Consider the following 22,136-nt stretch of genomic DNA (forward strand, 5'->3'; position numbering starts at 1 on the left):
GACTACATGATGAACGCTCGTAACAAAGCATTGAATGAACTGACGTCGCTGAGCCGTTTTGTCTTCTGCTCGCGCAACAGCGCGCAGGCGGAATGGTTAAGTGGAGCCCTTGGGAAATGGGGCACCTTGCTGCAGGAAAAGGCCGATGTGGCTGAGTTGTTGTCGCGTATAGCCGAGCTCAATCCTTTGCTGGTCCTGCTGGATTTTTCCGGCGTTGAGCATGTGCACGAACATGCCGGAGTGCTTTCGCTCGATTCGCTGGGCGGCATTGCGCACGCGATTGAACTGGCGCGGGCGTTGAACAAGACACTTCCGGCCTTGCCGCTGGTTGCTGTCGGTTCCATGGCTTTTCCTGAAGGTACGGTGGCGGCATTGCGCGCCGGCGTCAGCGATTTCATTGACGTCAGCGCTTCCGAGGACGAAGCCCGGGAAGTGGTGCAGCGCGTGCTGGCAAAGGCGGCAGCTCGCAATCCGGCGCCGGTCAAGCGCGGCCAGCTGGTGACTTTGCTCGGCGTTCGATCCGGTATAGGCACCAGCACCTTGGCGGCGCACCTGGCGGACATGATCCAGCAACGCAATGGCATTCATGGCGGTAAGCGGGCCGCCGCCGATAGCCGGGTGGCGCTGCTTGATCTCGGCTTGCCTGCCGGCGACGGCAAGCTGTACCTGAGCGCCAACGGTAATTTCGATTTTGCCGAAGCCGTACGCAATCTGCGGCGCTTTGACGAGACGCTGGTGCATACCGCACTGCCGCGCAGTCCCGGCGGCGTTACCGTGATTTCACTACCGCATAGCCTGAGTGAGATGCGCACCGTATCGCATCACGATGCGTTGGCCTTGCTGGATCGCCTGCGCCTGTATTTCGATGTGCTGATCGCCGACCTGGGCGGTTTCACCAACCACGAATTCATCGCCAACCTGACCGGCGCCGCCGATCAGGTCTGGCTGGTGACCGATCAGAGCGTCGGCGCGCTGGTGTCGCTGGCCGGCACCTTGCAAGAGTTGAATGGCCGCCATCCCGATGACGGCAAGCGGCATCTGGTGGTGAACCGCTACGACGACCGCTTCGGCATGGGCGCCAGCCAGATTGCGGAACGCTTCAAGCTGCCCTTGCTAGCCACTTTACCGGAGCGCACGCTGAAGCTGACCGCCAGCGCCAATCGCGGCAAGCTGTTGCATGAAGTCGCCCCTCACGATTCTTATGTGCGCGCGGTTGACGGCTTGATAGACGGCCTGCTTAACCATGCCGAGACCGTGCCGCACAAGCTGGGAGTCGGGCGCTGGCTGCCGAAAATCCTTTTGCGGAAATAGACAAGTAATTTGAATTGATTCAAGCGTGATTTAGACCGATCTGCGCCGCTGTTTGAAAACCTGTTAAGGCAACAGGATAGGGAAGCAGCGGCCCCTGATGAAAGACGGGAGATATAAACGTGAGTAACCAGATTGAATTTGCGGACGACGACCAGACCTTCTCGAATACCCAGGAATTCCAGGATATCAAGACGGCGGCTTACGATCATCTGCTGACGCGGATCGAGGAACTGGGAGCGGAGTTCGGCCGCTGGTCGCGCAGCGCGATCCAGCAATTCGTCAATCTGGATGTCGACGGCTTCGTGCGCCTGCAGCGCATCCCTCTGAATGAATCGGAAGTGCGGCAGATCGCCGATGCCCTGACCAAGGAATTGGCGGGATTGGGGCCACTGGAAGACTTGCTGGCGGATATGACGGTCGAAGATATCCTGATCAACGGCTACAACGACGTGTTTGTATCGCGCCACGGCATCTTGCAGCGCGAAACCTTGCGTTTTACCGATAATGCGCACTTGCTGCGCATCGTCAGGCGGATCCTGGCGCCGCTGGGTCGCCGCCTGGATGAATCGAATCCGATGGTTGATGCGCGCCTGCCGGACGGCGGTCGCCTGAACGTGGTGATCGAACCACTGTCGGTGGACGGTCCGATGGTGTCGATCCGCAAATTCCGCAAGGAGCCGCTGAAGCCTACCGATCTGCTCAATCTCGGCACCATGAATGACGAGATCTATACGCTGCTGGATAACGCCGTCAAGGCCCGCTGCAATATCCTGGTGTCGGGCGGTACCAGCTCAGGAAAAACCTCTCTGCTTAACGCACTGGCTTTTTTTATTCCGGAAAAAGAACGTGTCGTGACGGTCGAGGATACCGCCGAACTGTCGCTCAACCATCCGCATGTGGTGCGACTGGAGTCGCGTCTTGGCGGTTTTGAAGGCGCCGGAGCGGTCAGCATCCGCGATTTGATCCGCAACAGCCTGCGCATGCGTCCTGACAGGATCATCGTGGGCGAAGTGCGCGGCGCCGAAGTGCTGGAAATGCTGCAGGCGATGAATACCGGCCACGACGGTTCGATGGGCACGATTCACGCCAACACGCCACGCGAGTGCCTGTACCGGATTGAGATGTTGGCCGGCTTTGCCGGCTTTCAAGGGAGCGAAAGCAGCCTCAGGCGGCAGATTGCCGGCGCGCTTGATTTCATCGTGCAAATCGGCCGGCTCTCCAACGGCCGCCGCCGCATCGTCTCGATTACCGAAGTGACCGGCATGGGCGACAACATCATCACCCTGCAAGAACTGTATCGGCACGAGAGCTTTATCGGTCCGGATGGCGAAGAAGCCGATCGCTGGGTATCGCTGGGAATCTTCCCGCACGCGCCCAAGCTGCAGCGGCAACGCCAGCTCGGGCAGCAAAGTAGCGGTAGTCCGAATACCGGCGGCCCCGGCAATAGCAGCGGCGGCCCTACAGGGAGGCGCTAGCCATGCATATCGTGCTCTGGCTGCTTGCTGCCGCCCTGCTGCTGACTGGCAGCGGGCTATGGCTGTGGCAGCGTGCGCAGCAACGCAGCCAGCAGGATGTCAGCGCCGCGTTCGTGAATCGGCAGATTCTGGGCATGCAGCAGGTCCAGCAGCCGGAGCACAAGCAAGACGAAGCCGCGCCGCAGCTGCAGCTGCCGATAGAAGCCATGCGCAATTTCTTCCTGCGCGCGGGAATCCAGCACCCCAGCGGCAAACTCTACATCCAGTTAGTCGTGCCTGGCATCGCTCTGACCGTGCTGGCGTTGATATTGGGCGGCTGGATGTCGGCGCTGGGGACGCTGCTGCTGTACGCCATGCTGGTGGTTTTCTATTTTTGGCTGAAGACCTCGAAGCTGCAACGCGTCATGCTGCGGCAGTTACCGGGATTTCTGGATACCCTGGTGCGCCTGGTCACGATAGGCAACAGTATTGGCGCCGCTTTTCAAACCGGCATACTCAGCACGGAAGGACCGTTGCGGGTAATCCTGGATCGAGCCAATCGGCAGGTGCAAGCCGGCGTCGAGCTGGAACACGCGTTGCGTCAGCAGGCGGCGATTTATCGCTTCAAGGAGCTGGACCTGGTGGGAGCGGTAATCGGTGTTTCTGCGCGCTTTGGCGGCCGCTCCGATCAGGTTCTGGAGCGCATGGCCGCTTTCATGCGAGACCTGGAGCATGCACAGAACGAGTTGGTTTCGTTGTCTGCCGAAATTCGCCTGTCGGCATGGATCATGGGGATCTTGCCAATAGCGATCGGCATTTTTCTGATTATTTTCAATAACAATATGTTTGTGGGCATGTGGAGCGATCCTGTTGGAAAAAAAATGCTGATCGGTGCGGTCATGCTTGAAATAGGCGGCGGCTATAGCTTGTATCGGCTGGCTAAAACGGTGTAGCGGAACAATTGGCGGATGCGACTGAGGCAGAGATACAGTGAATACCACTCAACACATGTTGATTATCCTGGCGGTTATATTGCTCGCGTCCGCCTTGCTGCTGGTTGGCGTAGCGCTGCTGGCGAGGGCGTGGCGCTTGCAACGGAACCAGGATACGGTCGATGAGAAAATTGCGTCGCATGAGCGGCCGGCTGCTGCATCAAATGTCCGAGCCGCGCCGCCGACCTGGCGCGACCGCCTGGTTGCGGTCAGCGCCAACTGGCTGGACACGCCGATAGGGCGGCAACTGGTGGCTGAGGAAGACCGCCATTTGCTGGATCAGTGCAATGTCAATGATGTCCGCGGGAAGTCCCTGTTTTTTGCGGCGCGCGTGGCGCTGGCGATCAGTTTGCCCTTGCTCGGCGTACTGCTTTTCGACCGGGGAGGAATGCTGCGGCTGTCGGGGATACTGTTTTGTGGCATCGCCTTGGGCTATATGCTGCCTAAATGGGTGATGCAGAGGACGGCTCGCAAGCGCCAACTCCAGGCCGCTGAGGAACTGCCGTTGCTGATCGATTTGCTGCGTTTGCTGCAAGGTGTCGGCTTGTCGGTCGATCAGAGTCTGCATGTGATTGAAAACGAATTCAGAAGCGTCTTGCAGGTGCTGGGCGAAGAGCTGGCCATAGCCGGCCGCCAATACAGCACCGGACGCAGCCGGGAGCAATCGATGAAGCGATTTTCCACGGTGTTCGATAACGAGGATTTGCATGCCGTTTCACGCCTGCTGGTGCAGGTCGAACATCACGGCGGCGCGGTGCAGGAACCGCTCAAGCAGTTCAGCGAACGGATTCGCGAGCAGCGAAAATTGGACATGCGGGAAAAGATAGGGAAATTGACGGTGAAGATGACAGGGGTGATGGTGCTGACTTTGCTGCCTGGCCTGCTGGTGATTACCGGCGGCGTGGGTTTCCTGGCGGTGATTCGCGCCTTGTCAAGAATGGGAGCTGGGACATGAGTGTTTTTGAGATGCGATCCGACGCCGGCGAAAATAGACAAAGGCAAGATGGGCGCCTGGGCAAGCTTTTCCCGCTGGCGTTGATCCTTGCTTCGATCCTGTTGGCCGGTTGCGCCAGCAATTCGGCAAAGGTCTATGCGCAGCAAAACGAAGCGGCGCAGTTGCGCCAGCAAGCCGAGGAAAAGGCGCCGACGCCTGACAACAAAGGCATGTACCTGGGTTTGATCCGGCAAATGCAGGAGCAGGGTATGTACTTTGCGTCGCTGGCCCATATCGATGCCTATGAACAGCAAAATGGCAGCAGCCCCGAGGTGCAGCGCCTGCGCGCCGATGCATTGCGTGAAACCCGGCAGACTGCAGCCGCGGATGCAAGCTACCGCAAGCTGCTGGGATCCGCGGAGGCGGCTGCGGCCTGGCACGGCCTGGGTTTGCTGGCGGCCCAAAGCGGGGATTATCCGGCTGCCGTCACCGCAATGCGGGAAGCAGCGAAGCGCGAGCCGACCAACCCTGTGATGCTGGGCGATCTTGGCTACGCCTTGCTGCGCAGCGGCGATATCGACGGCGCTCGGGTGCCCTTGGCGCAGGCGGCGGAACTGGCGCCGGACAATCGCAAGATGATAGGCAACCTGGCGCTGTTCCTGCTGGTCTCGGGAGATCCAGAGAAAGCGCGTGCTGTCATGGACAAGGGCGCCTTGTCGGCAGACATTCGGGCCAAGGTGTATAGCCTGGCTGCGGAAATCGGCCAGCGGCAGCCAGCGGTAGTTGCGCTACAAGCCGGCGAGGCAGCTAAGCCGGGAATGAATAGCGCAGTCGGCCCCACCGGCAAAAACAAAAGTCAGGTGTCGCTGCCGGCGACGCCATTCCAGTCGATGCTTGACCGGTTCGGCAATGGCGGCTAGGCGCAAGACAGTTTTTCCCTGCAGTTTAATCATCGTTGACGAGGCAGATCATGGAAGTGCGAGCAATTTTCCGGCAGCATACCTTGCTTATTGGCGCATTGCTGCTGATGGCAAGTAGCATTTCCGAGGCGTCTGCGCAGAGCATGACACCGCTTACCGGCAAGTTGCTGCAAGAGCCTGTGGCTGTGACGCCGAACCCATCCGCGTCGTCGGCGACGCCTGCTGGCGCCGGCACATCGGCAGCCGCTCAAGTGGCGGCAGCGAATACCCAGGCTGCGGCGCAGCCACCGGCCCATCAAGCGCCCGTGGAGCGCGAGTCAAGGATACGTGTCGGCGATGTCACGCGCACTTTATTGCAGGCGCAAGCCGACGGCCGTGTCGCCGGTCCTCGTTTGCCCATACTGGGTGCAACCGCCGACGCCAGCTGGCAGCGCTATCTGGATAGTTTCAAGCATCCGTTGCCAGACCATTTTGAAAATACGGTATCGAAGAGTTCGTCAAATTAATACGGACAGCTACACCTAACTGGCGCGGATCCATCATGCATTCACCGTTGAGCGACACTGCAGCGCTACCGATTTCCCCGCGTCCGCGGTGGGACAGGATGTGCTTGCAGCACGGTTCGGTGGCCATCATGGCAGCTATTTTTTTGTCGATTGCAATAATCCTGCTGTCGTCGATTGACATCGGTTACGTGTTTTATATGAAACGGAATTTGCAAAAGACCGCGGATCTGGCGGCGCTGGCCGGTGCTCAGCAACTGAGCAGTACGCCACCCACGAACCCGACTGGCAGTCCTCTTCCGACTTCTTGCCTGGCGACCGATAAAGCAGTGCTGGCGGCGATTGGCAATGCGCAGTCGAACGGCTTTTCGACTGCTGCGCCGAATTCAATGTTGAATGCGATTACGGTAACCTGCGGCTTATGGGATCCGGTTGCCAATGCAACGATGGCGCCAAGTTATTTTGCCGCGCCCGCCACGGGAACCAGCCTGAACGCAGTGCAGGTCAATGTTTCACAGACTGTGTCGACATTTTATGGCTTGGGATCGCAACTGATATTTGCGCATGCAATTGCGACGGAGAGTAGCCCGACAGCGGCATTTTCTCTTGGGACAGGATTACTTTCCCTATGTAGTGCTAGTGGTTCGTTATCGGCACTTTTGGTCAATGGCCTACTAGGAAGTAATGTTTGTTTGTCGCTCGTTACGTATAACGGCTTGGCTGGGGCACAGGTCTCATTGCTGCAAGTGCTTGCTAATTTAAATATTAGTGTAGGCACCGTCACTCAAGTCGCCAATACTCAAATATCCTTGGCGCAACTAGTCAATGCAAGCGTTAACGCATTATCTCCGGCGCAGGTGGCAAGCATAAATGTCGCTGACCTGGCGAAGCTGACAAGCGGAGCATTGGGGGGGACTATTTTAAAAATCGGCGATATTTTGAATCTGAATGCAGCGAATGGCGTTGCTGCGCTGAATACGCAAATTAACGTGCTGGATTTGTTGAACGTCGGGACCTTGCAGGTCGCGAACAAGAATAATTTTATTGACACTGCCATAGCAATACCTGGGGTTGGCGGGCTGAGATTGAAATTGATTGAACCGCCGCAGATTGCCGTCGGTGTAGGTGCGACAGCAACTTCGGCCCAGTTGCGGCTGAGCCTCAACGCCAATATACCTGGGTTGCTGAGCCTTCCGCTATACATTGATCTTGCTCCTGGCAAAGCCACACTGAACAGCTTGCAATGTAATGCGCCACAAAGCGCGACATTTTCTATACAGCCAGGTCTGGCTGAGGTTTGTTTGGCAAATGGGCAGACTGATAACGGGACCCCACTTTTCTGCCCCGACGTGTCAAACCCAGCGAATCAAGTAAATGTCATTAGTGTTCTTGGAATTCCTACGGTGAGCCTCGGGATCAACGCGTCGCTGACGAATCCCGCCACAACGCTGACCATGAACGGGCCGTTTCCAAATAGCGTGACCGTAGGTTCTTCCTTGAGCAGCATATTAGGGAACATTATCACGTCAAAAAACTTTGTTTTCGGAGGACTCCTGAGCTTGCTGAATCCTGTCCTAAGCGCCCTGGGAGGGCTGCTGAATCCAATTTTGTCTGCTGTCGGGGGTGTTCTTGATTCGGCGCTATCGCTGTTGGGGATTGGCGTTGGGCAAAGCACGCTGAAAGTGTCTTCAGTCGGTTGCGGCAATATAAAACTGGTTTATTAAGAATGGGATATCAAATGATGGGAATGCAGTGATAACGAAAAAAAATTATACCAAACTGACCGCCTTGCTGGACTTTGATCATCTTATCGCTCCGTATCTGATCAAAATGATCTACTGGCTGGGGATACCTGTGATCGTGGTCGCAGGCGTACTGAGCTGTATCAATAATGGTGGCTCTTATGGGAGTGTTGTCCATGCCCTGATAGCACTTGGAGGTACGCTATTGGTCTTGCTGATCTGGCGCCTGGTCAGCGAACTCTGGATCCTGGCATTCAATATTTATGAACGACTGGTTGAAATCCGCGACCTGATGGCGCGCCAGACACAAACGCCGGCAGCGATCCAGCCGGCACTGCGCGACGATGACTGAAAGATATGACCATGCAAAACAAGCCTTTGCAAGAAAGTCTCGATATCTACATATGGGAAGGCAATTCGGATATTGCCGACCGCATCTCGCTGTGCCTGGCGAGTTTCGATATCGAGGTGATCCGCGCCGACGGCCAGCCGGTAACGCGCGACCAGGTGTCTTCGCGGCCGTCGATCGCGGTGATTTCGGTGACCGTGATCGAACACTCCGAGTTTTCCGCCGACGCCTGGCAGAAATCGCATGGCATGCCGGTGATCTGGGTGGCGGAGGTGGGCCGGACTGCCAATCCGCGCGTCTATCCAGTCGAGTATTCGCATATCCTGATGCTGGATTTTACCTGCGCCGAATTGCGCAAGCTGGTGTTCCGCCTGGCTTCCGAGCTGCATGCCAGCGCCAGCGCCGACCGCATGCCGCAGCCGCTGATTGCGCAATCGGAATCGATGAAGACACTGGTAGCGGAAGCTGAAGCGTTTGCCGATTGCGAATCGAGCGTGCTGATCATGGGCGAGACCGGCGTCGGCAAGGAGCGCATCGCTCAGCTGCTGCACCAGCGCCATGGCCGCTACCGGCATGGGCCGTTTGTCGCGGTCAACTGCGGGGCTATCCCGGACGGCTTGTTCGAGTCGCTGTTTTTCGGCCATGCCAAAGGCGCGTTTACCGGCGCCTTGCTGGCCCACAAAGGCTATTTTGAGCAAGCCGACGGCGGCACTCTGTTCCTCGATGAAATCGGCGACCTGCCCCTGTATCAGCAGGTCAAGCTGCTGCGCGTGCTGGAGCAGAGCACCGTGACCCGGCTGGGCTCGCAAACCGAGGTCAAGCTGGATTTCCGGCTGGTGGCGGCGACCAACCGCAACCTGCGCGAGCAGGTGCAGCAGGACATGTTCCGCGCCGACCTGTACTACCGGCTTGCGGTGATCGAGCTGCGCGTGCCGAATCTGGAAGAGCGTGGCAGCGCCGACAAGATCGCGATTTTCAGCAGCTTGCTGGCGCAGACCTATGACGACATCCCGCCGCCGCCTGAATGGCTGCTGGAACTGGTCGCTGCTGCAAAATTCGCCGGCAATGTACGCGAGTTGCGCAATGTCGCCGAGCGGGTCGGCATCATCTATCGCCAGCTGGGCGTCTGGGACCGGGCCCGCATCGACCGCGTGTTCGATACGCTGGGCACGATGGAGCGCCTGGTGGAGGGCAATGACCTGACGGCGGTCCGCAAAAAATGGGATATGGCGGAACGCAGCCGTATTCTGTCGGTGCTGGACGCCAACGGCTGGCGCCGCCAAGACACCGCGCACGCGCTCGGCATCAGCCGCAAGGTGCTGTGGGAAAAAATGCGCAAGTTCCAGATCGCCGATACCGAGGCGATTGGCGAGGCTGAGTAGGGGAGCGGGCGGCAGACCGGCTGTGACGGCGTCTCCGGCGCCGGATTTTCTTCTTTTTGACGCTATTTTAAGCTTTGTCCATAGGGCAATCTGCCCGATGCCGATGGTAAAATAGGCAACAATAGCGTTTTAAGTAAAAACAATGCCCAGAAACAATAAAATTGCAGATAAAATTGACTGCATGGCGCATGCTCATGTCGACAATAAAACTTAATGTTAGCGAAGGAATCAGGGGATGAAAGTAACTGTACGCAATGCGGTTCGCGGTTTAGGACTGGGATTGTTCTTTGCCGGCTTGTCGCTTAACGCACTGGCGCAACCCTCTGCTACCGTCAGCCCGGCGCCGGCAACTGTTGCTCCTACTCCGGCCGCCAGCGTTAAAGCGGCGCCAAGCGGCAACAGCACCATCACCGAACTGCAGCAGTTGATGCAAAGTCAGGGCGTGAGCGAATTGCGTACCACCTACAACGGTAATTACGGTTCCAGCTTGCTGTTCAAGCCTGATAATCGTACTTATTACGTCGCCTTGTTCCAGCAGAAAAATTTCTGGCGCGTGGTCAAGACCACCTCCGATAGCCAAGCTGAACAGATCTACAAGAGCTTCGTTGGCCAGACCGAAAAGCTGGCGGCGATAGACATCCGCCGGATCCAGCTGGAAGCAGAGAAGCAATACACCGAGCAACAGATCGCCAGCCAGGAAACGCGCCTCAGCGCGCTGCAGAACGATCTGGTCGTGCAGCAGCAGCAAGAGCAGAATGTGAATGTACAGCAGGAACAGGCACGCCAGCAAACGCAAGTCCTGAGCAGCAAACAGCAGGCCGCGCGCAGCGAATTGCGGGCTTTGCAAAACCGTATCCGTACGCTGGAATCGCAGCAGACCATCATGGACAACAGCGGCTTCAGCAGCGACAAGGCCAGCAACAAGTAAGACGTGATGGCTGAATTTCGCGCCAGGCGATTGTTCCTGGCGCCGGCTTGCCAACGAATCGGGATGCGTGCTTACGCATCCCGATTTTTTTGCCTGTTGCATGTCTTGTATTTATCGGCGCTTGACCGCAATCGGCGCCTTATCTCCGATCCCACGATACTTTGGCCGAAGCCGTCACAGATGTGCGGCTCCGTATACACAGGGAAGGGAAATGGCATACGCCGTCAATTCTGATACAGCCGCGGTAAGCCGTCGTAACGATTGGCGATGCCAAGTGTCCCGCTGCGGCTCATCCGGCGATGCGTACCAGCTGCCATCCGGCAAAGCCGAGCAGGATGCAGCCGCCAATCCGGTTGATCAGGGTCATGGTGCCTGGTCCTATCTTGTGACGCACCGTGGCCACGCCGCAGGCCAGCAGCAGCCACCAGAATGCCGATCCGCAAAATACCCCGAGCACCATGATCCTGGCCGCGCTTGGCGCGTTTGCCGCAGGACCGGCGATGGCGGCGAATACCGCGATGAAGGAGAGGATGGTCATGGGGTTGGCCAAGGTCAGTATGAACACTGAAACGAATGCTTTGCCGGCGAAGACGCCGTTGGCGGCGCTGGCGGCGCCGGCAGGCGGTGCGGCGCGCAGAAGCTTGATTCCCATCCAACCGAGAAACAAGGCGCCGAAAAGTGCTAGCGGTGTCGTCAGCGTGACGAAATAATTGGTCACCGTGGCCAGTCCAAAGGCGCCGATAGCGCCATAGGTGGCGTCCGCAGTGGCCGCCCCCAATCCGCTGGCGAAACCGATGCGGGGTCCGTGCGCGATGGTGCGCTGGATGCACAGCAAGCCGACCGGTCCTACCGGGGCTGCAATCGACAGGCCGATCAGGGCCGCCTTCAAAAATAACGCAACATCCACTTTCGATCCTTTACAAGAGATACTCCCTAAGGCAAATTATCTCAAGATCGTCATGGACGCTGAATAAGCAAAATCAGGCGGAGCTGCTATATTGCCTTTATTATTCTCGTCAAATCTACCTCTCTCCTTAATTATGGAAATTGACGCCAAAGGCTGGAAAATCCTGGCCGCGATCCAGCGCGACGGCCGCATTTCGCTGAAAGCACTCGCCGACCATTGCGGCCTGTCGCTGCCGGCCACGTCGGAGCGGCTCAAACGGCTAGAGGAGGCAGGAATCGTCAGCGGCTATCGCGCCGTGGTCAATGCGGAAGCAGTCGGCTACGGTGTCATGGCGGTGATCGGCATCACCACCGCGCAGCCTGACAAGGCACGCCTGATCGCCCAGCTGCAGGCCATGCCGGAAGTCCTCGAATGCCTGCATGTGACGGGGCAGGATTCGTTTCTGCTGCGCGTGGCCGCCAAGGATATCCGTCATCTTGAGCGTTTCGTTGGCAGCATCAACCATTACGGTGAAACGCGGACTTCGATTGTCATGTCGACGCCGATCGAGCAGCGTTCGATTGCCCAATTTCCTGCCGAATTGTGAAATGAAATCTCGCCAGCCGCCCTGGTGCGAGCGGGTGGAAATAAGGTGCGCATGGCGCGAGGTGGCGCTTGGCAGCCATTCTGCAGCATATGCACGGCAAGCCTGGGATGTTTTATATGCAAGACCCCAAAAAAGAAATGGGCTATGCCCTGTTTTGGACATAACCCATTCCGACTGTTACCTTTCAAGAGGTAGGTTTACTTTACATTCATCGTGCCGCTCGCGTCAACTGTAGAAATTCACAGCTTGATGGCGCCGGTGTTGCAGCGCGCCCCAGAGTTAATTAAAAATGGCCCCTTTTTTCGTTTGGACGGGCATCTAGGTAAGACCGTGTTGAAAACGACGCATCAGGCAAGGCGTTGTTCGACGCGTTTTACTACCTTTACCTGGAGGCGCCTGTGCTTGATAAGAATGCGTTACGAACACTGCGGCTAAAGAAAGCCGCATCGAATTTGGCGATCGTCATTTCCGGCACGCTGCTGGCTGCTTGCAGCGACGGCGGTTCGGGCCTGCAGGGCGCGGTTTCTTCGGCTGCGGCACAGCAGCCGCAAGCCAGGCCGGCGACCATTACGCCTTCAAGCACGGTCGCTGCACAGCCAGCTACGACGCCGGCAACTACAACCCCCGCAACTGCAACGCCGATAGCCACGATCCCGGCAGTTACAACGCCAATCGCTACGACTCCAGCAAGCACAACTCCGACAGCTACGACACCCGCAGTTACCGTGGCTCCCGCCGTCGCGAAACCCGGCCTGTATATCAGTGAAGTAGCGGCCAACTACCGCCGCACGGATGGCGTCAGCTGGGTGGAGGTTTTCAATAATTCACCGCAAGCAATCCATCTGAGCGACTATCGCCTGCGCGCCACCGGCTGGAATATTGCCACCCAAGATATCAGTACGACGCCGATGAATTTCGATCTGCCGAAAGTGGATATTCCCGCCGGCGGCTATTTCGTCATCGCCGGAAAATTCATGCCGTTCCTGGCGAATACGGATAAGTCAGCCTATGTCTCCAAGACTGCCGTCGCCAACGGCAGCAGCAAGACCTATCTGCCTTACTGGAGCGACACGGAAGGTTTTGTCGAACTGCTGACGGCGAGCGACAACAAGACAGCAGATTTCATCCGCTTTGGCACATCGGCGGTAACGCCGCAGACCCCATCGGCATGGAGCGGCGACAATGTAGCGGCGTTTCCCGCCAAGCCCAATTACGTGACGGTAGCCACGCCCGATCCGCTGGACAGCTACGACGGTTCGATCGTACGGCTGAGCCGCAGTTTCACGGCCAGCGGCAGCAAGAGCGACTGGAGCCGAGTGGCGTTTTCGACGCCGGGCGGACCGAATGATGTGCCGGCCAATGCGATCGACAGCGACAAGGACGGCATCCCGGATTCCGCCAAAGTCCAGGGCGGGACATTCGGCGGCATGGATTTATACAGCCTCGGCGCGCGCAAGGGCCAGCGCGATATTTTCATTCACGTCAACTACATGAGCAGCGCCACCGACACGGCGGTGACGCCGCAGAAGAATGCCCTGCAAATGGTGGTCGACGCGTTCAGTACGCATAACGTCAAGATTCACTTCGATGTCGGCAATCTGTTCAGCAGCTCGGTTTCCCCGGCCAGCTTTAATCTGTCGGGAGACGTCAGCCATAAAGTCGCTTTTGAGAAGTGCACGCAGATCCTTTCATCGACCGCCACTTCCAATTCCGACTTCACGCCCGATGACGGCTGTTCCAGCATCTACAAGTATTCGAGCGGATCGTTCGACGTCCGCCGCAAGCCGGTGTACCGCTTCATGCAGATGGCCAGCTCGCAGCTCGCCAGCGGCGCCGGCGGCTCGTCCGGCATCGCCGAGCTGCCTGGTAACAAATTCCTGGTGACGCTGGGCGGCTCCGGCTTTACGCCGAATAACGCCAGGCTTCAAACCATCCTGGTCAACTTCCAGGGCGGCACCATCATGCATGAATTCGGCCATACCCTGGGATTGCATCACGGCGGTTTCGAGGATCAGAACTACAAGCCGAACTACTTCAGCATCATGAACTATATGTACCAGCTCAACGGCCTGCCGGCCAATGCGAGCGGCAGCAGTCCGCTGCAACGCTACTACTACACCTTCAACAACGATTTCAATTCGCCGGTCCCGGGCCATGCCACGGCGGGCTCCTACAGGCTCTGCGATCTTCCTGAAGGACCCTGCAATGCGGTTTTCAAGATTGATTATTCCAACGGTTCGGGCAAGAGCCTGGACGAAGCCAACTTGCTGGAAGCCGATAACATTGGCCGTGGCAGTGTGAATGGCGCCTATCTGGACTGGAACCTGAACGGCGTGCAGGATCCGGCGAGCTACGCTTATGACTATATCAACGGCCAGACCGTGATGCAGGACAATGACGACTGGAGCAAGCTGATCCTGGCAGCCAACCCTCATCAAGTCGCCACGGCAGGCTTGGAAGCCAAGGCTGGCGTGCGCCTGGGCGAGCTCAGGAAACGTGGCATGATCGCCCTGGAGCAGCCGCCATCCGTGCATTTGCTGAAAGAACTCACCAGCCTGAAATATTGATGCTTCCTTAAGTCATGACAAATCACCGGTAGGGTGGGCACTCCGTGCCCACGCGGATATGGCGGGCACGAATGCCTAGGGACGTGAATCTCCACGGCACAGCGTGGGCACGGAGTGCCCACCCTACGATATCGATTTTCAGAATGTTGGTTTGTCCTGTTTTATGAAATTCTCAATAGGTGGCATGACAAGGACGATCGCTATGCATCATTTCGGTTTGCTGCTATCGGCCGCGGCTCTGGCGGCTTGCGCCTGCCAGAGCGTGGCCAGCGATCGCCTGCGGTTCGATGGCGTGCCGCTGGAGAGTGCGGAAATACTGGTGGAGCATGTCGAGGTGAATCCGGCCGGCCAGCTGAAGCTCGACCTCGGCCCGCAAGGGCAGGTGACCATCTCGCCCTGGCCGAGCGCCCTGCCTGGACAGCTGCGGGCGCAGTACGTCACGCTCAGGCAAACCGCGCACCCGGCCGGTCCGGTTCAGTCGCTGCTGTTGCGTACAGCGGGAGGCAAGGAGCCATGGCTGACGCTGGTGGCCAACGGTGGATTGAACTGGGGACTGCTGCCAGGCATTCGTCTGCGAGGAACTACCGGGGGCGTCAAGATCACTGGTTTGAAAATCGAAATCTCCGTGACGCCAGGCAAGGACGTCAAGTTCCGGGATGCAGCCATGCATTGCTGGCAGTTTGGCTTGCTTGCGGTGCGCCAGCCGCCGGTGATGAAGGGCATCGCTCAGGAAGGTGAGCCGCGCGCCGACTGGTACTTGCGCGCAGATGTGGAATGTTGAACAGCCAGTGCAGCAAACCTTTAATCAACAAAATACGACTTCCGTTTCCGCAAGCTGTATTTCTGTCAGTGGCTTGTCAAGGCGATTGCAGCTGAGACTTTGGCTGACGCCATTCGCGCGCCAGTAAGGCGTAGCCATATTCGTCGGACCAGGCGCCCTTGAAAAAGATATTTTCCCGAAAGTGCGCCTCGCGCCGGAATCCCAGTTTTTCAAGCAACCGCTGCACGCGCAGGTTGGAGGCATCCACGGTGGCGGTGATGCGGTGCTTCCTGAGATCGTCGAACAGGGTAGCAATGACTCTGGAAAGAGCTTCCATGGCGTAGCCTTGCTTTTGATAGCGAGGATCGAAGGTCACGCCTATCTCGGCTTGCAATCCATCGTCGAAGAAATGCACCGCTACGTCGCCCGCCAGCGCCGCATCTTCCTTGCGTTCGGCAGCAATCTGAAACCATGTGTCGTCGGAATTGAACGCCAGCTTGTGCTGCTGTTCGAAGAAGGCTTCGGCATCCGCCGCAGAATAGCTGGCCCAGCTTTGATAACGCGCCACGTCCGGCTGGTTGCGATAGCTGGTAAACACCGGCAGATCGTCGCGGCTGAAGCTTCTTAGCAGAAGCCGTTCTGTCGCCAGCGGCAATATATCCATTTTGTTCTGTCTCCCGGTTCATCGCGTAACGGCTCCTCGGCGATAGCCCAGACAACACGACAAACAGTGTCATCAATATAGGCATCTCGGCTTGTTTCCCTGTTTCGCCAGTATACGTGCGCGCGCTTCATTTTATTCCCTGCCATGGGGAGCAGAGAGAAAAATATAGTGAGAATAACTTCTGGCCGCAAGCAGTTATACAAGTGACGACACGCAGCAGTGTTTCCAGAACGGGAAACCTGGATAGCTCCCGCAGCGCAAAAGAGGTGCAACGGTGCAGTGCCGCCCCCAGTTCGCACCAGATAAAACCTGGTGTTCATTTGATTGGCAAACCAAGGCTTTTCCCGGTTTGTCATGTATTGCGACCTTATTGGAGATCATCATGAAATTCGCAAAAACCATTCTCGCCATTGGCGTCACACTCCTCACTCTTGCCGCTGCCGGATGCGCACAGATGGATCCTATGAATACGGCCTCGGGCATGGCGGCAGATCAGGGCAATATTTACTCTGGACAGTGACACGGACTGCAACAGTGCCGCCGGCACGGTCTGACGACGGCTGCCCGGTTATTTTTCCTGGCAGCCGCGATTCCATTCATATGTCCCATTCATATGATTATTCGTTGGAGGAAAATCATGAGTCCCATCCACTCCATGAAGTACGGTCAGTGCTTGAGCGCCCGCTACGCGCCCATCGCCGCCGCCTTGTTGCTAGCCGCTTGTGCCACGCCGGCTTCCATTCAGCCGGGCGCCAGTCAGAACGACGTTCAGGCTCGGTTCGGCGCTCCGCGCGAGGTCTATCACCTGCCGGATGGCGCCACACGCTGGCTTTATCCCACGCAACCTGTCGGCGAGTACACGTGGGCAGCCGATATCGACGCGCATGGGCGAGTTATCAGCGTCAAACAAGTATTGACCATCGAGGAATTCGGTCGGGCCAGGATCGGCCAGTGGACCACGCAGGATGTGCAGGTGCATTTTGGCCGACCGGTCGAAACCGCCTATTTCCCGCTCATGCGGCGCCATGTCTGGAGTTATCGCTTCCTGCAAGACGGCGTGTGGTACTCGATGATGCATTTTTATTTCGATCCGGATGGCGTATTGCGCCTCACCCAAGCTGGCCCGGATCCGGAAGATGGGCAGAATTGAAAATGATCGTGAACCGGACTGTCCCGCCCAGACCGAGCCAGCGGGGTAAGGCGGCGCCGCTGCGGTCTTGCTGCGTTGCCGCAAGCCAAGTGGCGTGAGGATCCCCGCGTATACCGCCGCGCTCTTCGTTTTATTCCCGGATTTGTCACGGCAATCAAAAAATATCGCAGGAATAAATCCCGGCCGCTGACGGTTATGGGGATATGAGCGTCGGCATTTGCAGCGCTCGGATGCCGCGAGCATCTCCCGACCGAACAGGCAATGGAGGAACTCATGAGAAACGATCACAAGACACCCCCATATGGTTGGCGAAGTAGTCGCCAAACAGACAAGGCACAAAACAGGGAAAGCGGGAGATCATCGTGACCGCGGCCGACAAGTCACGCCGGTTCGGAGAGCTGGCGTTGCCGCATCTGGACGCTGCCTACAACCTGGCACGCTGGCTGACCGGCAGCGCGAGCGATGCCGACGATGTGGTGCAGGATGCGTATATGCGCGCCTTCCGGTTCTTCGACGGCTTCCATGGCGACAACGCGCGCGCATGGCTACTCGCGATCGTTCGGAACACCTGGTTTACCGAATGGCGCAGGCGGAGCGACGCCGCTGACGACACCCCCTATGACGAGGCGCTGCACGACGACGAGCGGCTCCCAGGATGGGTCGACGACATCGGCAGCGATCCCGAAACGCTCGCTGTGCGGCGCGACGATGTGGACTTGATTCATCGCGCACTCGGCCTTTTGCCGGTCGAATATCGCGAGGTGCTGGTCCTGCGCGAGTTGGAAGACATGAGCTACCGCGACATTGCGACCGTTGCCGGCGTTCCGATCGGCACCGTGATGTCGCGGCTGGCGCGTGGCCGCCGCCTGCTTTGTGCGGCGGTGCGCAAGGCGCAGGGGGGGATGCCTTCGGAGCTTGCGCCGGTGCACGGTAAGGCAGAAGGCAACTTGGTCAGGATGCCTGCGCCGGGTTCACAAAAAGGAGTTAAATAATGGACAAGAAAGAAACCTTAAGCTCGCTGGGCAGTGTGCTGCGTGATGGATCACTATATCATCACGCGCCACCACATCTGCGCGCGCGCGTGCTCGCCGAGTTGCCGCGCGAGTCGCCCCGCCGGACCGTCTTCGCATGGAGCGGTTTCACCACGGATGGCGTACGGACATGGCTTAACGGAGGTGTTACGGGGATCGCGGTCTGTGCGCTGGCATTGAGCGCGGCCACCTTGATCCAGCGGCCGACGCCAACCGGCTCAATCGACCAGGAGATTGTGTCTAGCCACGTGCGCGCGTTGTTGTCGCAGCACCCGATCGACGTCGTCTCGACCGATCAGCACACTGTCAAGCCGTGGTTTAACGGCAAACTCGACTATACGCCGCCAGTCGTCGATCTCGCCGCGCAAGGTTTTCCGCTGGTCGGCGGACGCATCGACTACGTGGGTCACCGCACCGTCGCGGTACTGATCTATCGCTACCAAAAGCATCCCATCGACCTGTATGTATTTCCCGATGCCAGCGGTACGCCGGTTTCCATCGCACGCGCCTCGGATGGCTATGCGATGGCTCACTGGCAGCGCAACGGCATGACTTACTGGGCCATCACCGATGCCCAATCTATCCACCTGCATGCGTTCGAGCAAGCGGCACGGGCAGAGGAAGATCATGAAGAAAATCCGTTGCGGGAATAAGGCGGCCAGGGTTCTGGTTTTAAACGGTGGCGAAAAACTGGCGCATCGTCACCCAAAAGAATAAATCGAGATTGACGGGAATATTTCCCTCTCGTTCCGAGTTATACCGTTTACAAGAATGGATTGCATCGATCGGATGCCAGCAAACTTGCAAATCGAAAGGACTTCAACGTGAAACAAAATCGCTTATTCCTTGGCCTGGGCTTGGCCATGCTGACGGGCTTCAGCGGCGCCGCAACCGCCGCCGGCGATACGATACGCGGCCAGGAGCTCTACCACACCATGTGCATGTCCTGTCACTCGATTGACTACAACGGCGTTGGGCCGGCGCACAAGGGTCTGTTTGGCCGGAAGGCTGGCAGTCACGCTGACTACCTTTATTCACCAGCTGTGAAGTCATCCAGCATTGTCTGGACCGACAAAACGCTGGATAAATGGTTGTCGAATCCCGAGAAACTGATTCCGGGGCAAAAAATGGGTTTCATGGTGCCTGCCGAAAAAGATCGCGCTGACTTGATTGCCTATTTGAAGAAGGAGGCGGGACGAGAAGAGAAGCCCTAACTACTCGGCCCACTCGATCGACCTCTTAAACATTTGTTCTGTAACAGTCTGCCCTACAGCCACTGCAACCATTTAAAGGAGAAAAATCATGATTGATCGTAGAAGTTTTATGAAACTGACCGCTGTCGGCGGCGGCGCGGTATTCATTTCCGGGCTATATGGCCAGACGCAAGCTGCAACGACCGACAAGACGGCGGCGGCATCCGCTTACGACGACTTCTATTTCGTTCAGTTGTCCGACGTTCATTGGGGGTATAGCGGTGCGGCCAATCCGGATGCACTCAATACATTCAAGAAGACGGTTGCAACTGTTAATGCACTTGAAGTGCAACCGGACTTTATTATCTTTACCGGCGATCTGACCCACACGACGGATGATCCGAAGGAACGTCGGCAACGTATGGCCGGGTTCAAAGAGATTGCTGCCGGATTAAAAGTTAAAACGGTACGTTTTATCCCGGGAGAGCACGACGCTTCGCTCGATAACGGCGCGGCATTCAAGGAAAACTTTGGCCCAACGAATTACGTGTTTGATCATAAGGGAGTGCATTTCATTGCTTTGGACAACGTCTCCGATCCCGGTGCGAGTATTGGTGATGCCCAACTGGATTGGCTTAAAAACGATCTTGGCAAACAAGCGAAAGATGCACGGATTGTTGTCTTCACACATCGGCCCCTGTTCGATCTGGTGCCCAAGTGGGATTGGTCCACCCGCGATGGCGACAAAGTGATTGCGTTGTTAACGCCATACAGCAATGTAACGGTGTTCTATGGCCACATTCACCAGGAACATCACCACATGACGGGGCAGATCGCGCACCACGCAGCCAAGTCACTCATTTTCCCATTGCCGGCGCCAGGCTCGCAAGATAAGCGCACCCCCTTACCATGGGATGCTGCTGCACCGAATAAAGGACTCGGTTTTCGCGAGGTGGAAGCAGAACGCAAGGATAGCGAATACAAGTTCACAGAATTTCCTGTGACAAGGACATAAGCCATGGATCATTCAAGAAGACAGATATGTCTAGGCGCCGCCTACGGCATCGGGGCGCTTCTATCGGGGGCGGTCATCAGCGCCCAGGGGCAGGCAAAGGCTGTTGCAAAAGAAAGGGTGATAAAAATCCAAGCCAAAAAATTCGTCTATACACCGAACCAAATTGTCCTGAAAAAGGGCGAGCCAGTCGTGCTGGAGTTCACCTCCGTGGATTTCGTGCATGGATTCAAGATACCTGACATGAATATCCGTGCCGACCTGCCGCCAGGCAGGGTCACTCAAGTCAGGCTGACACCTGACAAGGCCGGTGAATACGATTTTTTATGCGACAATTTCTGTGGCAGCGGCCATGAGGAAATGAGTGGCAAAATAACCGTAACAGGCTGATACATTTTCTGTCTTGATCGGAGGCCTCAGATGAACCAGCAGAAACTCGTAGGCGCGAAAGTCGAAATTTCGACGAACGGCCCGTATATCGTCTCGGGCGATGTACCTCTCAGTAAGGAGATCATTGGCGCAAACGAAGATGGCGAGTCGGTAAAGTGGGAGCAGAAACAGGAATATCCGTCTCAAGGGCAATACGCCTTGTGCCGCTGCGGCCGCAGCGCGAACAAGCCATTTTGCGATGGCTCGCATACGAAGGCCGGATTTGACGGCACCGAAACCGCGAGCCGCCAGCCGTATCTCGATCAGGCCAAAGTAATACAAGGCCCTGCGATGTCATTGACAGACGTCGAGAGCTTGTGCGCGTTCGCGCGCTTTTGCGATCCGCATGGAGGGGTGTGGAATCTCGTCAGCGCAACGGACAAGCCTGCAGCGAGCAAGCAGTTCGTCAGCCAGGTCTGCGATTGCCCTTCGGGGCGGCTGGTGGCTTGGGACAACAACACTGGCAAACCGGTCGAGCCGATGTATGAGCCATCCATATGCCTGATCGAAGATCCCGCCAAGGGGTGCTCCGGGCCGCTATGGTTGCGCGGTGGAGTGCAGCTGATCGGGGGCGATGGTTTCGAATACGAAGTGCGCAATCGCGTGACCTTATGCCGCTGCGGTGCGTCGCAGAACAAGCCCTTCTGCGACGGCACGCATGCGTCGATCGGGTTCAGCGACAAGAACTGAGTCGACATCATGTTTAATAGATCACTGGGCGACAATACCTCTCCCGCCAGGCAGACCGTTCTCAGTCGAGTGCTCATTGTGCTTCCACTGGTGCTCGTAGCATTCGTCGCAATCACCGTCGGTTTTGTGGCAAGCAAAACCGTCAGGCAGCCCTACGAAACTCCGTTTTTTCACCTATTCTTCAGCGACACCGTGCATATGAAGGCATGGCTGATAACCGCTGCGTTGCTGCTGGCATTGGGCCAGTTGCTGACAGCGTCGCGCATCTACGAAGTGCTGCGCTTCCCACCGAAGGGACGCTTCTACCATGTGGTGCATCGCTGGTCTGGGCGCACAGCCATCCTGCTGACGCTGCCAGTGGCCTATCATTGCGTCTTCCTGCTAGGCTTCGGGACATACGATACCCGCGCCTACATTCACTCAATGCTGGGGTCACTTCTCTATGGGACCGTTCTCGCCAAGGTTCTCATCGTCCGCTCAAACGGCTTTCGAGGCTGGGCGCTGCCACTCGCGGGGAGCGTGCTGTTCTCGATTCTCCTGGGCTTGTGGCTTACTTCTGCATTCTGGTACTTCAGTACCTTCGGCGCTGGCATATAACATCCCACGACGGATACAGTATCAGGCGCCGCCCC

Annotated in this window: 24 protein-coding genes; 22 read left to right on the top strand and 2 right to left on the bottom strand. The window is 57.4% G+C overall.

The window, feature by feature from the left end:
• Positions 1–6: 6 nt before the first annotated feature.
• From BCF11_RS15810 to BCF11_RS15855, 10 genes are all read left to right on the top strand, one after another.
• Positions 7–1,311 carry a MinD/ParA family protein gene (locus tag BCF11_RS15810; protein WP_098495578.1) on the top strand — a complete coding sequence of 435 codons (1,305 nt, stop codon included), beginning with the start codon at positions 7–9 and terminating at the stop codon, positions 1,309–1,311.
• A 119-nt stretch (positions 1,312–1,430) separates the two neighbouring features.
• Positions 1,431–2,786 carry a CpaF family protein gene (locus tag BCF11_RS15815; protein ID WP_098495579.1) on the top strand — a complete coding sequence of 452 codons (1,356 nt, stop codon included), beginning with the start codon at positions 1,431–1,433 and terminating at the stop codon, positions 2,784–2,786.
• Positions 2,787–2,788: 2 nt separating this feature from the next.
• Positions 2,789–3,718 carry a type II secretion system F family protein gene (locus BCF11_RS15820; protein WP_098495580.1) on the top strand — a complete coding sequence of 310 codons (930 nt, stop codon included), beginning with the start codon at positions 2,789–2,791 and terminating at the stop codon, positions 3,716–3,718.
• 37 nt (positions 3,719–3,755) lie between these two features.
• Positions 3,756–4,712, top strand: coding sequence for a type II secretion system F family protein (locus BCF11_RS15825; RefSeq protein ID WP_233212501.1), 957 nt, complete (start codon positions 3,756–3,758; stop codon positions 4,710–4,712).
• The gene (locus BCF11_RS15830; protein WP_098495582.1) at positions 4,709–5,611 is read left to right on the top strand and encodes a tetratricopeptide repeat protein; all 903 of its coding nucleotides are present in this window, start codon (positions 4,709–4,711) and stop codon (positions 5,609–5,611) included. The genes BCF11_RS15825 and BCF11_RS15830 overlap by 4 nt, the downstream gene beginning before the upstream one ends.
• A gap of 50 nt (positions 5,612–5,661) precedes the next feature.
• A complete protein-coding gene (locus BCF11_RS15835) occupies positions 5,662–6,117 on the top strand; it encodes a DUF3613 domain-containing protein (RefSeq protein WP_098495583.1) in 456 nt (151 codons plus the stop codon).
• A 98-nt stretch (positions 6,118–6,215) separates the two neighbouring features.
• Positions 6,216–7,838, top strand: a complete 1,623-nt coding sequence (locus BCF11_RS15840) for a pilus assembly protein TadG-related protein (RefSeq protein ID WP_255407843.1) — start codon at positions 6,216–6,218, stop codon at positions 7,836–7,838.
• Positions 7,839–7,866: 28 nt separating this feature from the next.
• On the top strand, positions 7,867–8,208 hold the full coding sequence (locus BCF11_RS15845) for a DUF4282 domain-containing protein (RefSeq protein WP_098495585.1): 342 nt from the start codon (positions 7,867–7,869) through the stop codon (positions 8,206–8,208).
• 11 nt (positions 8,209–8,219) lie between these two features.
• Positions 8,220–9,587, top strand: coding sequence for a sigma 54-interacting transcriptional regulator (locus BCF11_RS15850; protein ID WP_098497528.1), 1,368 nt, complete (start codon positions 8,220–8,222; stop codon positions 9,585–9,587).
• 235 nt (positions 9,588–9,822) lie between these two features.
• Positions 9,823–10,515, top strand: coding sequence for a DUF2968 domain-containing protein (locus BCF11_RS15855; protein WP_098495586.1), 693 nt, complete (start codon positions 9,823–9,825; stop codon positions 10,513–10,515).
• Positions 10,516–10,804: 289 nt separating this feature from the next.
• On the opposite strand, the gene BCF11_RS15860 is transcribed toward BCF11_RS15855, so the two are convergent.
• Positions 10,805–11,422, bottom strand: coding sequence for a LysE family translocator (locus BCF11_RS15860; protein ID WP_098495587.1), 618 nt, complete (start codon positions 11,420–11,422; stop codon positions 10,805–10,807).
• A 133-nt stretch (positions 11,423–11,555) separates the two neighbouring features.
• Between BCF11_RS15860 and BCF11_RS15865 the strand changes: the two genes are divergently transcribed.
• The 3 genes from BCF11_RS15865 (at position 11,556) to BCF11_RS15880 (ending at position 15,356) form a co-directional block, all read left to right on the top strand.
• Positions 11,556–12,008 carry an Lrp/AsnC family transcriptional regulator gene (locus BCF11_RS15865; protein WP_098495588.1) on the top strand — a complete coding sequence of 151 codons (453 nt, stop codon included), beginning with the start codon at positions 11,556–11,558 and terminating at the stop codon, positions 12,006–12,008.
• A gap of 398 nt (positions 12,009–12,406) precedes the next feature.
• A complete protein-coding gene (locus BCF11_RS15875; RefSeq protein ID WP_143751339.1) occupies positions 12,407–14,575 on the top strand; it encodes a hypothetical protein in 2,169 nt (722 codons plus the stop codon).
• A 202-nt stretch (positions 14,576–14,777) separates the two neighbouring features.
• Entirely contained in the window at positions 14,778–15,356 is a 579-nt protein-coding gene (locus BCF11_RS15880; protein WP_098495591.1) for a hypothetical protein, read from the top strand.
• 76 nt (positions 15,357–15,432) lie between these two features.
• Here the strand turns inward: BCF11_RS15880 and BCF11_RS15885 are convergent, their stop codons facing one another.
• Complete coding sequence (locus tag BCF11_RS15885) at positions 15,433–15,999, bottom strand: GNAT family N-acetyltransferase (RefSeq protein ID WP_098495592.1); 567 nt, start codon at positions 15,997–15,999, stop codon at positions 15,433–15,435.
• A 382-nt stretch (positions 16,000–16,381) separates the two neighbouring features.
• On the opposite strand from BCF11_RS15885, the gene BCF11_RS28015 reads away from it, so the two are divergent.
• From BCF11_RS28015 to BCF11_RS15925, 9 genes are all read left to right on the top strand, one after another.
• Entirely contained in the window at positions 16,382–16,519 is a 138-nt protein-coding gene (locus tag BCF11_RS28015) for a hypothetical protein (protein WP_158229208.1), read from the top strand.
• A 117-nt stretch (positions 16,520–16,636) separates the two neighbouring features.
• On the top strand, positions 16,637–17,149 hold the full coding sequence (locus BCF11_RS15890; protein ID WP_199110878.1) for a dethiobiotin synthetase: 513 nt from the start codon (positions 16,637–16,639) through the stop codon (positions 17,147–17,149).
• A gap of 362 nt (positions 17,150–17,511) precedes the next feature.
• Entirely contained in the window at positions 17,512–18,141 is a 630-nt protein-coding gene (locus BCF11_RS15895; RefSeq protein WP_143751340.1) for an RNA polymerase sigma factor, read from the top strand.
• Complete coding sequence (locus BCF11_RS15900) at positions 18,141–18,833, top strand: anti-sigma factor (protein WP_098495594.1); 693 nt, start codon at positions 18,141–18,143, stop codon at positions 18,831–18,833. Before BCF11_RS15895 ends, BCF11_RS15900 begins: the two co-directional genes overlap by 1 nt.
• A 171-nt stretch (positions 18,834–19,004) precedes the next feature.
• The gene (locus BCF11_RS15905; protein ID WP_233212502.1) at positions 19,005–19,394 is read left to right on the top strand and encodes a cytochrome c family protein; all 390 of its coding nucleotides are present in this window, start codon (positions 19,005–19,007) and stop codon (positions 19,392–19,394) included.
• Positions 19,395–19,482: 88 nt separating this feature from the next.
• Positions 19,483–20,388 (top strand): metallophosphoesterase, encoded by a 906-nt coding sequence (locus BCF11_RS15910; protein ID WP_098495595.1) that lies wholly within the window; start codon positions 19,483–19,485, stop codon positions 20,386–20,388.
• Between the two features lie 3 nt (positions 20,389–20,391).
• On the top strand, positions 20,392–20,775 hold the full coding sequence (locus tag BCF11_RS15915; protein WP_098495596.1) for a cupredoxin domain-containing protein: 384 nt from the start codon (positions 20,392–20,394) through the stop codon (positions 20,773–20,775).
• 30 nt (positions 20,776–20,805) lie between these two features.
• The gene (locus tag BCF11_RS28335) at positions 20,806–21,504 is read left to right on the top strand and encodes a CDGSH iron-sulfur domain-containing protein (protein WP_098495597.1); all 699 of its coding nucleotides are present in this window, start codon (positions 20,806–20,808) and stop codon (positions 21,502–21,504) included.
• A gap of 9 nt (positions 21,505–21,513) precedes the next feature.
• Positions 21,514–22,101 (top strand): DUF6529 family protein, encoded by a 588-nt coding sequence (locus tag BCF11_RS15925; protein ID WP_098495598.1) that lies wholly within the window; start codon positions 21,514–21,516, stop codon positions 22,099–22,101.
• Positions 22,102–22,136 lie beyond the last annotated feature (35 nt).

The sequence above is a fragment of the Collimonas sp. PA-H2 genome, assembly GCF_002564105.1.
In the GTDB taxonomy this organism is placed as follows: domain Bacteria; phylum Pseudomonadota; class Gammaproteobacteria; order Burkholderiales; family Burkholderiaceae_D; genus Collimonas.

Coding starts and splice junctions, on each gene's coding strand:
- BCF11_RS15810 (WP_098495578.1), top strand. CDS start 7: ATGATGAACGCTCGTAACAAAGCATTGAATGAACTGACGTCGCTGAGC.
- BCF11_RS15820 (WP_098495580.1), top strand. CDS start 2,789: ATGCATATCGTGCTCTGGCTGCTTGCTGCCGCCCTGCTGCTGACTGGC.
- BCF11_RS15830 (WP_098495582.1), top strand. CDS start 4,709: ATGAGTGTTTTTGAGATGCGATCCGACGCCGGCGAAAATAGACAAAGG.
- BCF11_RS15835 (WP_098495583.1), top strand. CDS start 5,662: ATGGAAGTGCGAGCAATTTTCCGGCAGCATACCTTGCTTATTGGCGCA.
- BCF11_RS15840 (WP_255407843.1), top strand. CDS start 6,216: ATGTGCTTGCAGCACGGTTCGGTGGCCATCATGGCAGCTATTTTTTTG.
- BCF11_RS15850 (WP_098497528.1), top strand. CDS start 8,220: ATGCAAAACAAGCCTTTGCAAGAAAGTCTCGATATCTACATATGGGAA.
- BCF11_RS15855 (WP_098495586.1), top strand. CDS start 9,823: ATGAAAGTAACTGTACGCAATGCGGTTCGCGGTTTAGGACTGGGATTG.
- BCF11_RS15865 (WP_098495588.1), top strand. CDS start 11,556: ATGGAAATTGACGCCAAAGGCTGGAAAATCCTGGCCGCGATCCAGCGC.
- BCF11_RS15880 (WP_098495591.1), top strand. CDS start 14,778: ATGCATCATTTCGGTTTGCTGCTATCGGCCGCGGCTCTGGCGGCTTGC.
- BCF11_RS15885 (WP_098495592.1), bottom strand. CDS start 15,999: ATGGATATATTGCCGCTGGCGACAGAACGGCTTCTGCTAAGAAGCTTC.
- BCF11_RS28015 (WP_158229208.1), top strand. CDS start 16,382: ATGAAATTCGCAAAAACCATTCTCGCCATTGGCGTCACACTCCTCACT.
- BCF11_RS15890 (WP_199110878.1), top strand. CDS start 16,637: ATGAGTCCCATCCACTCCATGAAGTACGGTCAGTGCTTGAGCGCCCGC.
- BCF11_RS15900 (WP_098495594.1), top strand. CDS start 18,141: ATGGACAAGAAAGAAACCTTAAGCTCGCTGGGCAGTGTGCTGCGTGAT.
- BCF11_RS15910 (WP_098495595.1), top strand. CDS start 19,483: ATGATTGATCGTAGAAGTTTTATGAAACTGACCGCTGTCGGCGGCGGC.
- BCF11_RS15915 (WP_098495596.1), top strand. CDS start 20,392: ATGGATCATTCAAGAAGACAGATATGTCTAGGCGCCGCCTACGGCATC.
- BCF11_RS28335 (WP_098495597.1), top strand. CDS start 20,806: ATGAACCAGCAGAAACTCGTAGGCGCGAAAGTCGAAATTTCGACGAAC.
- BCF11_RS15925 (WP_098495598.1), top strand. CDS start 21,514: ATGTTTAATAGATCACTGGGCGACAATACCTCTCCCGCCAGGCAGACC.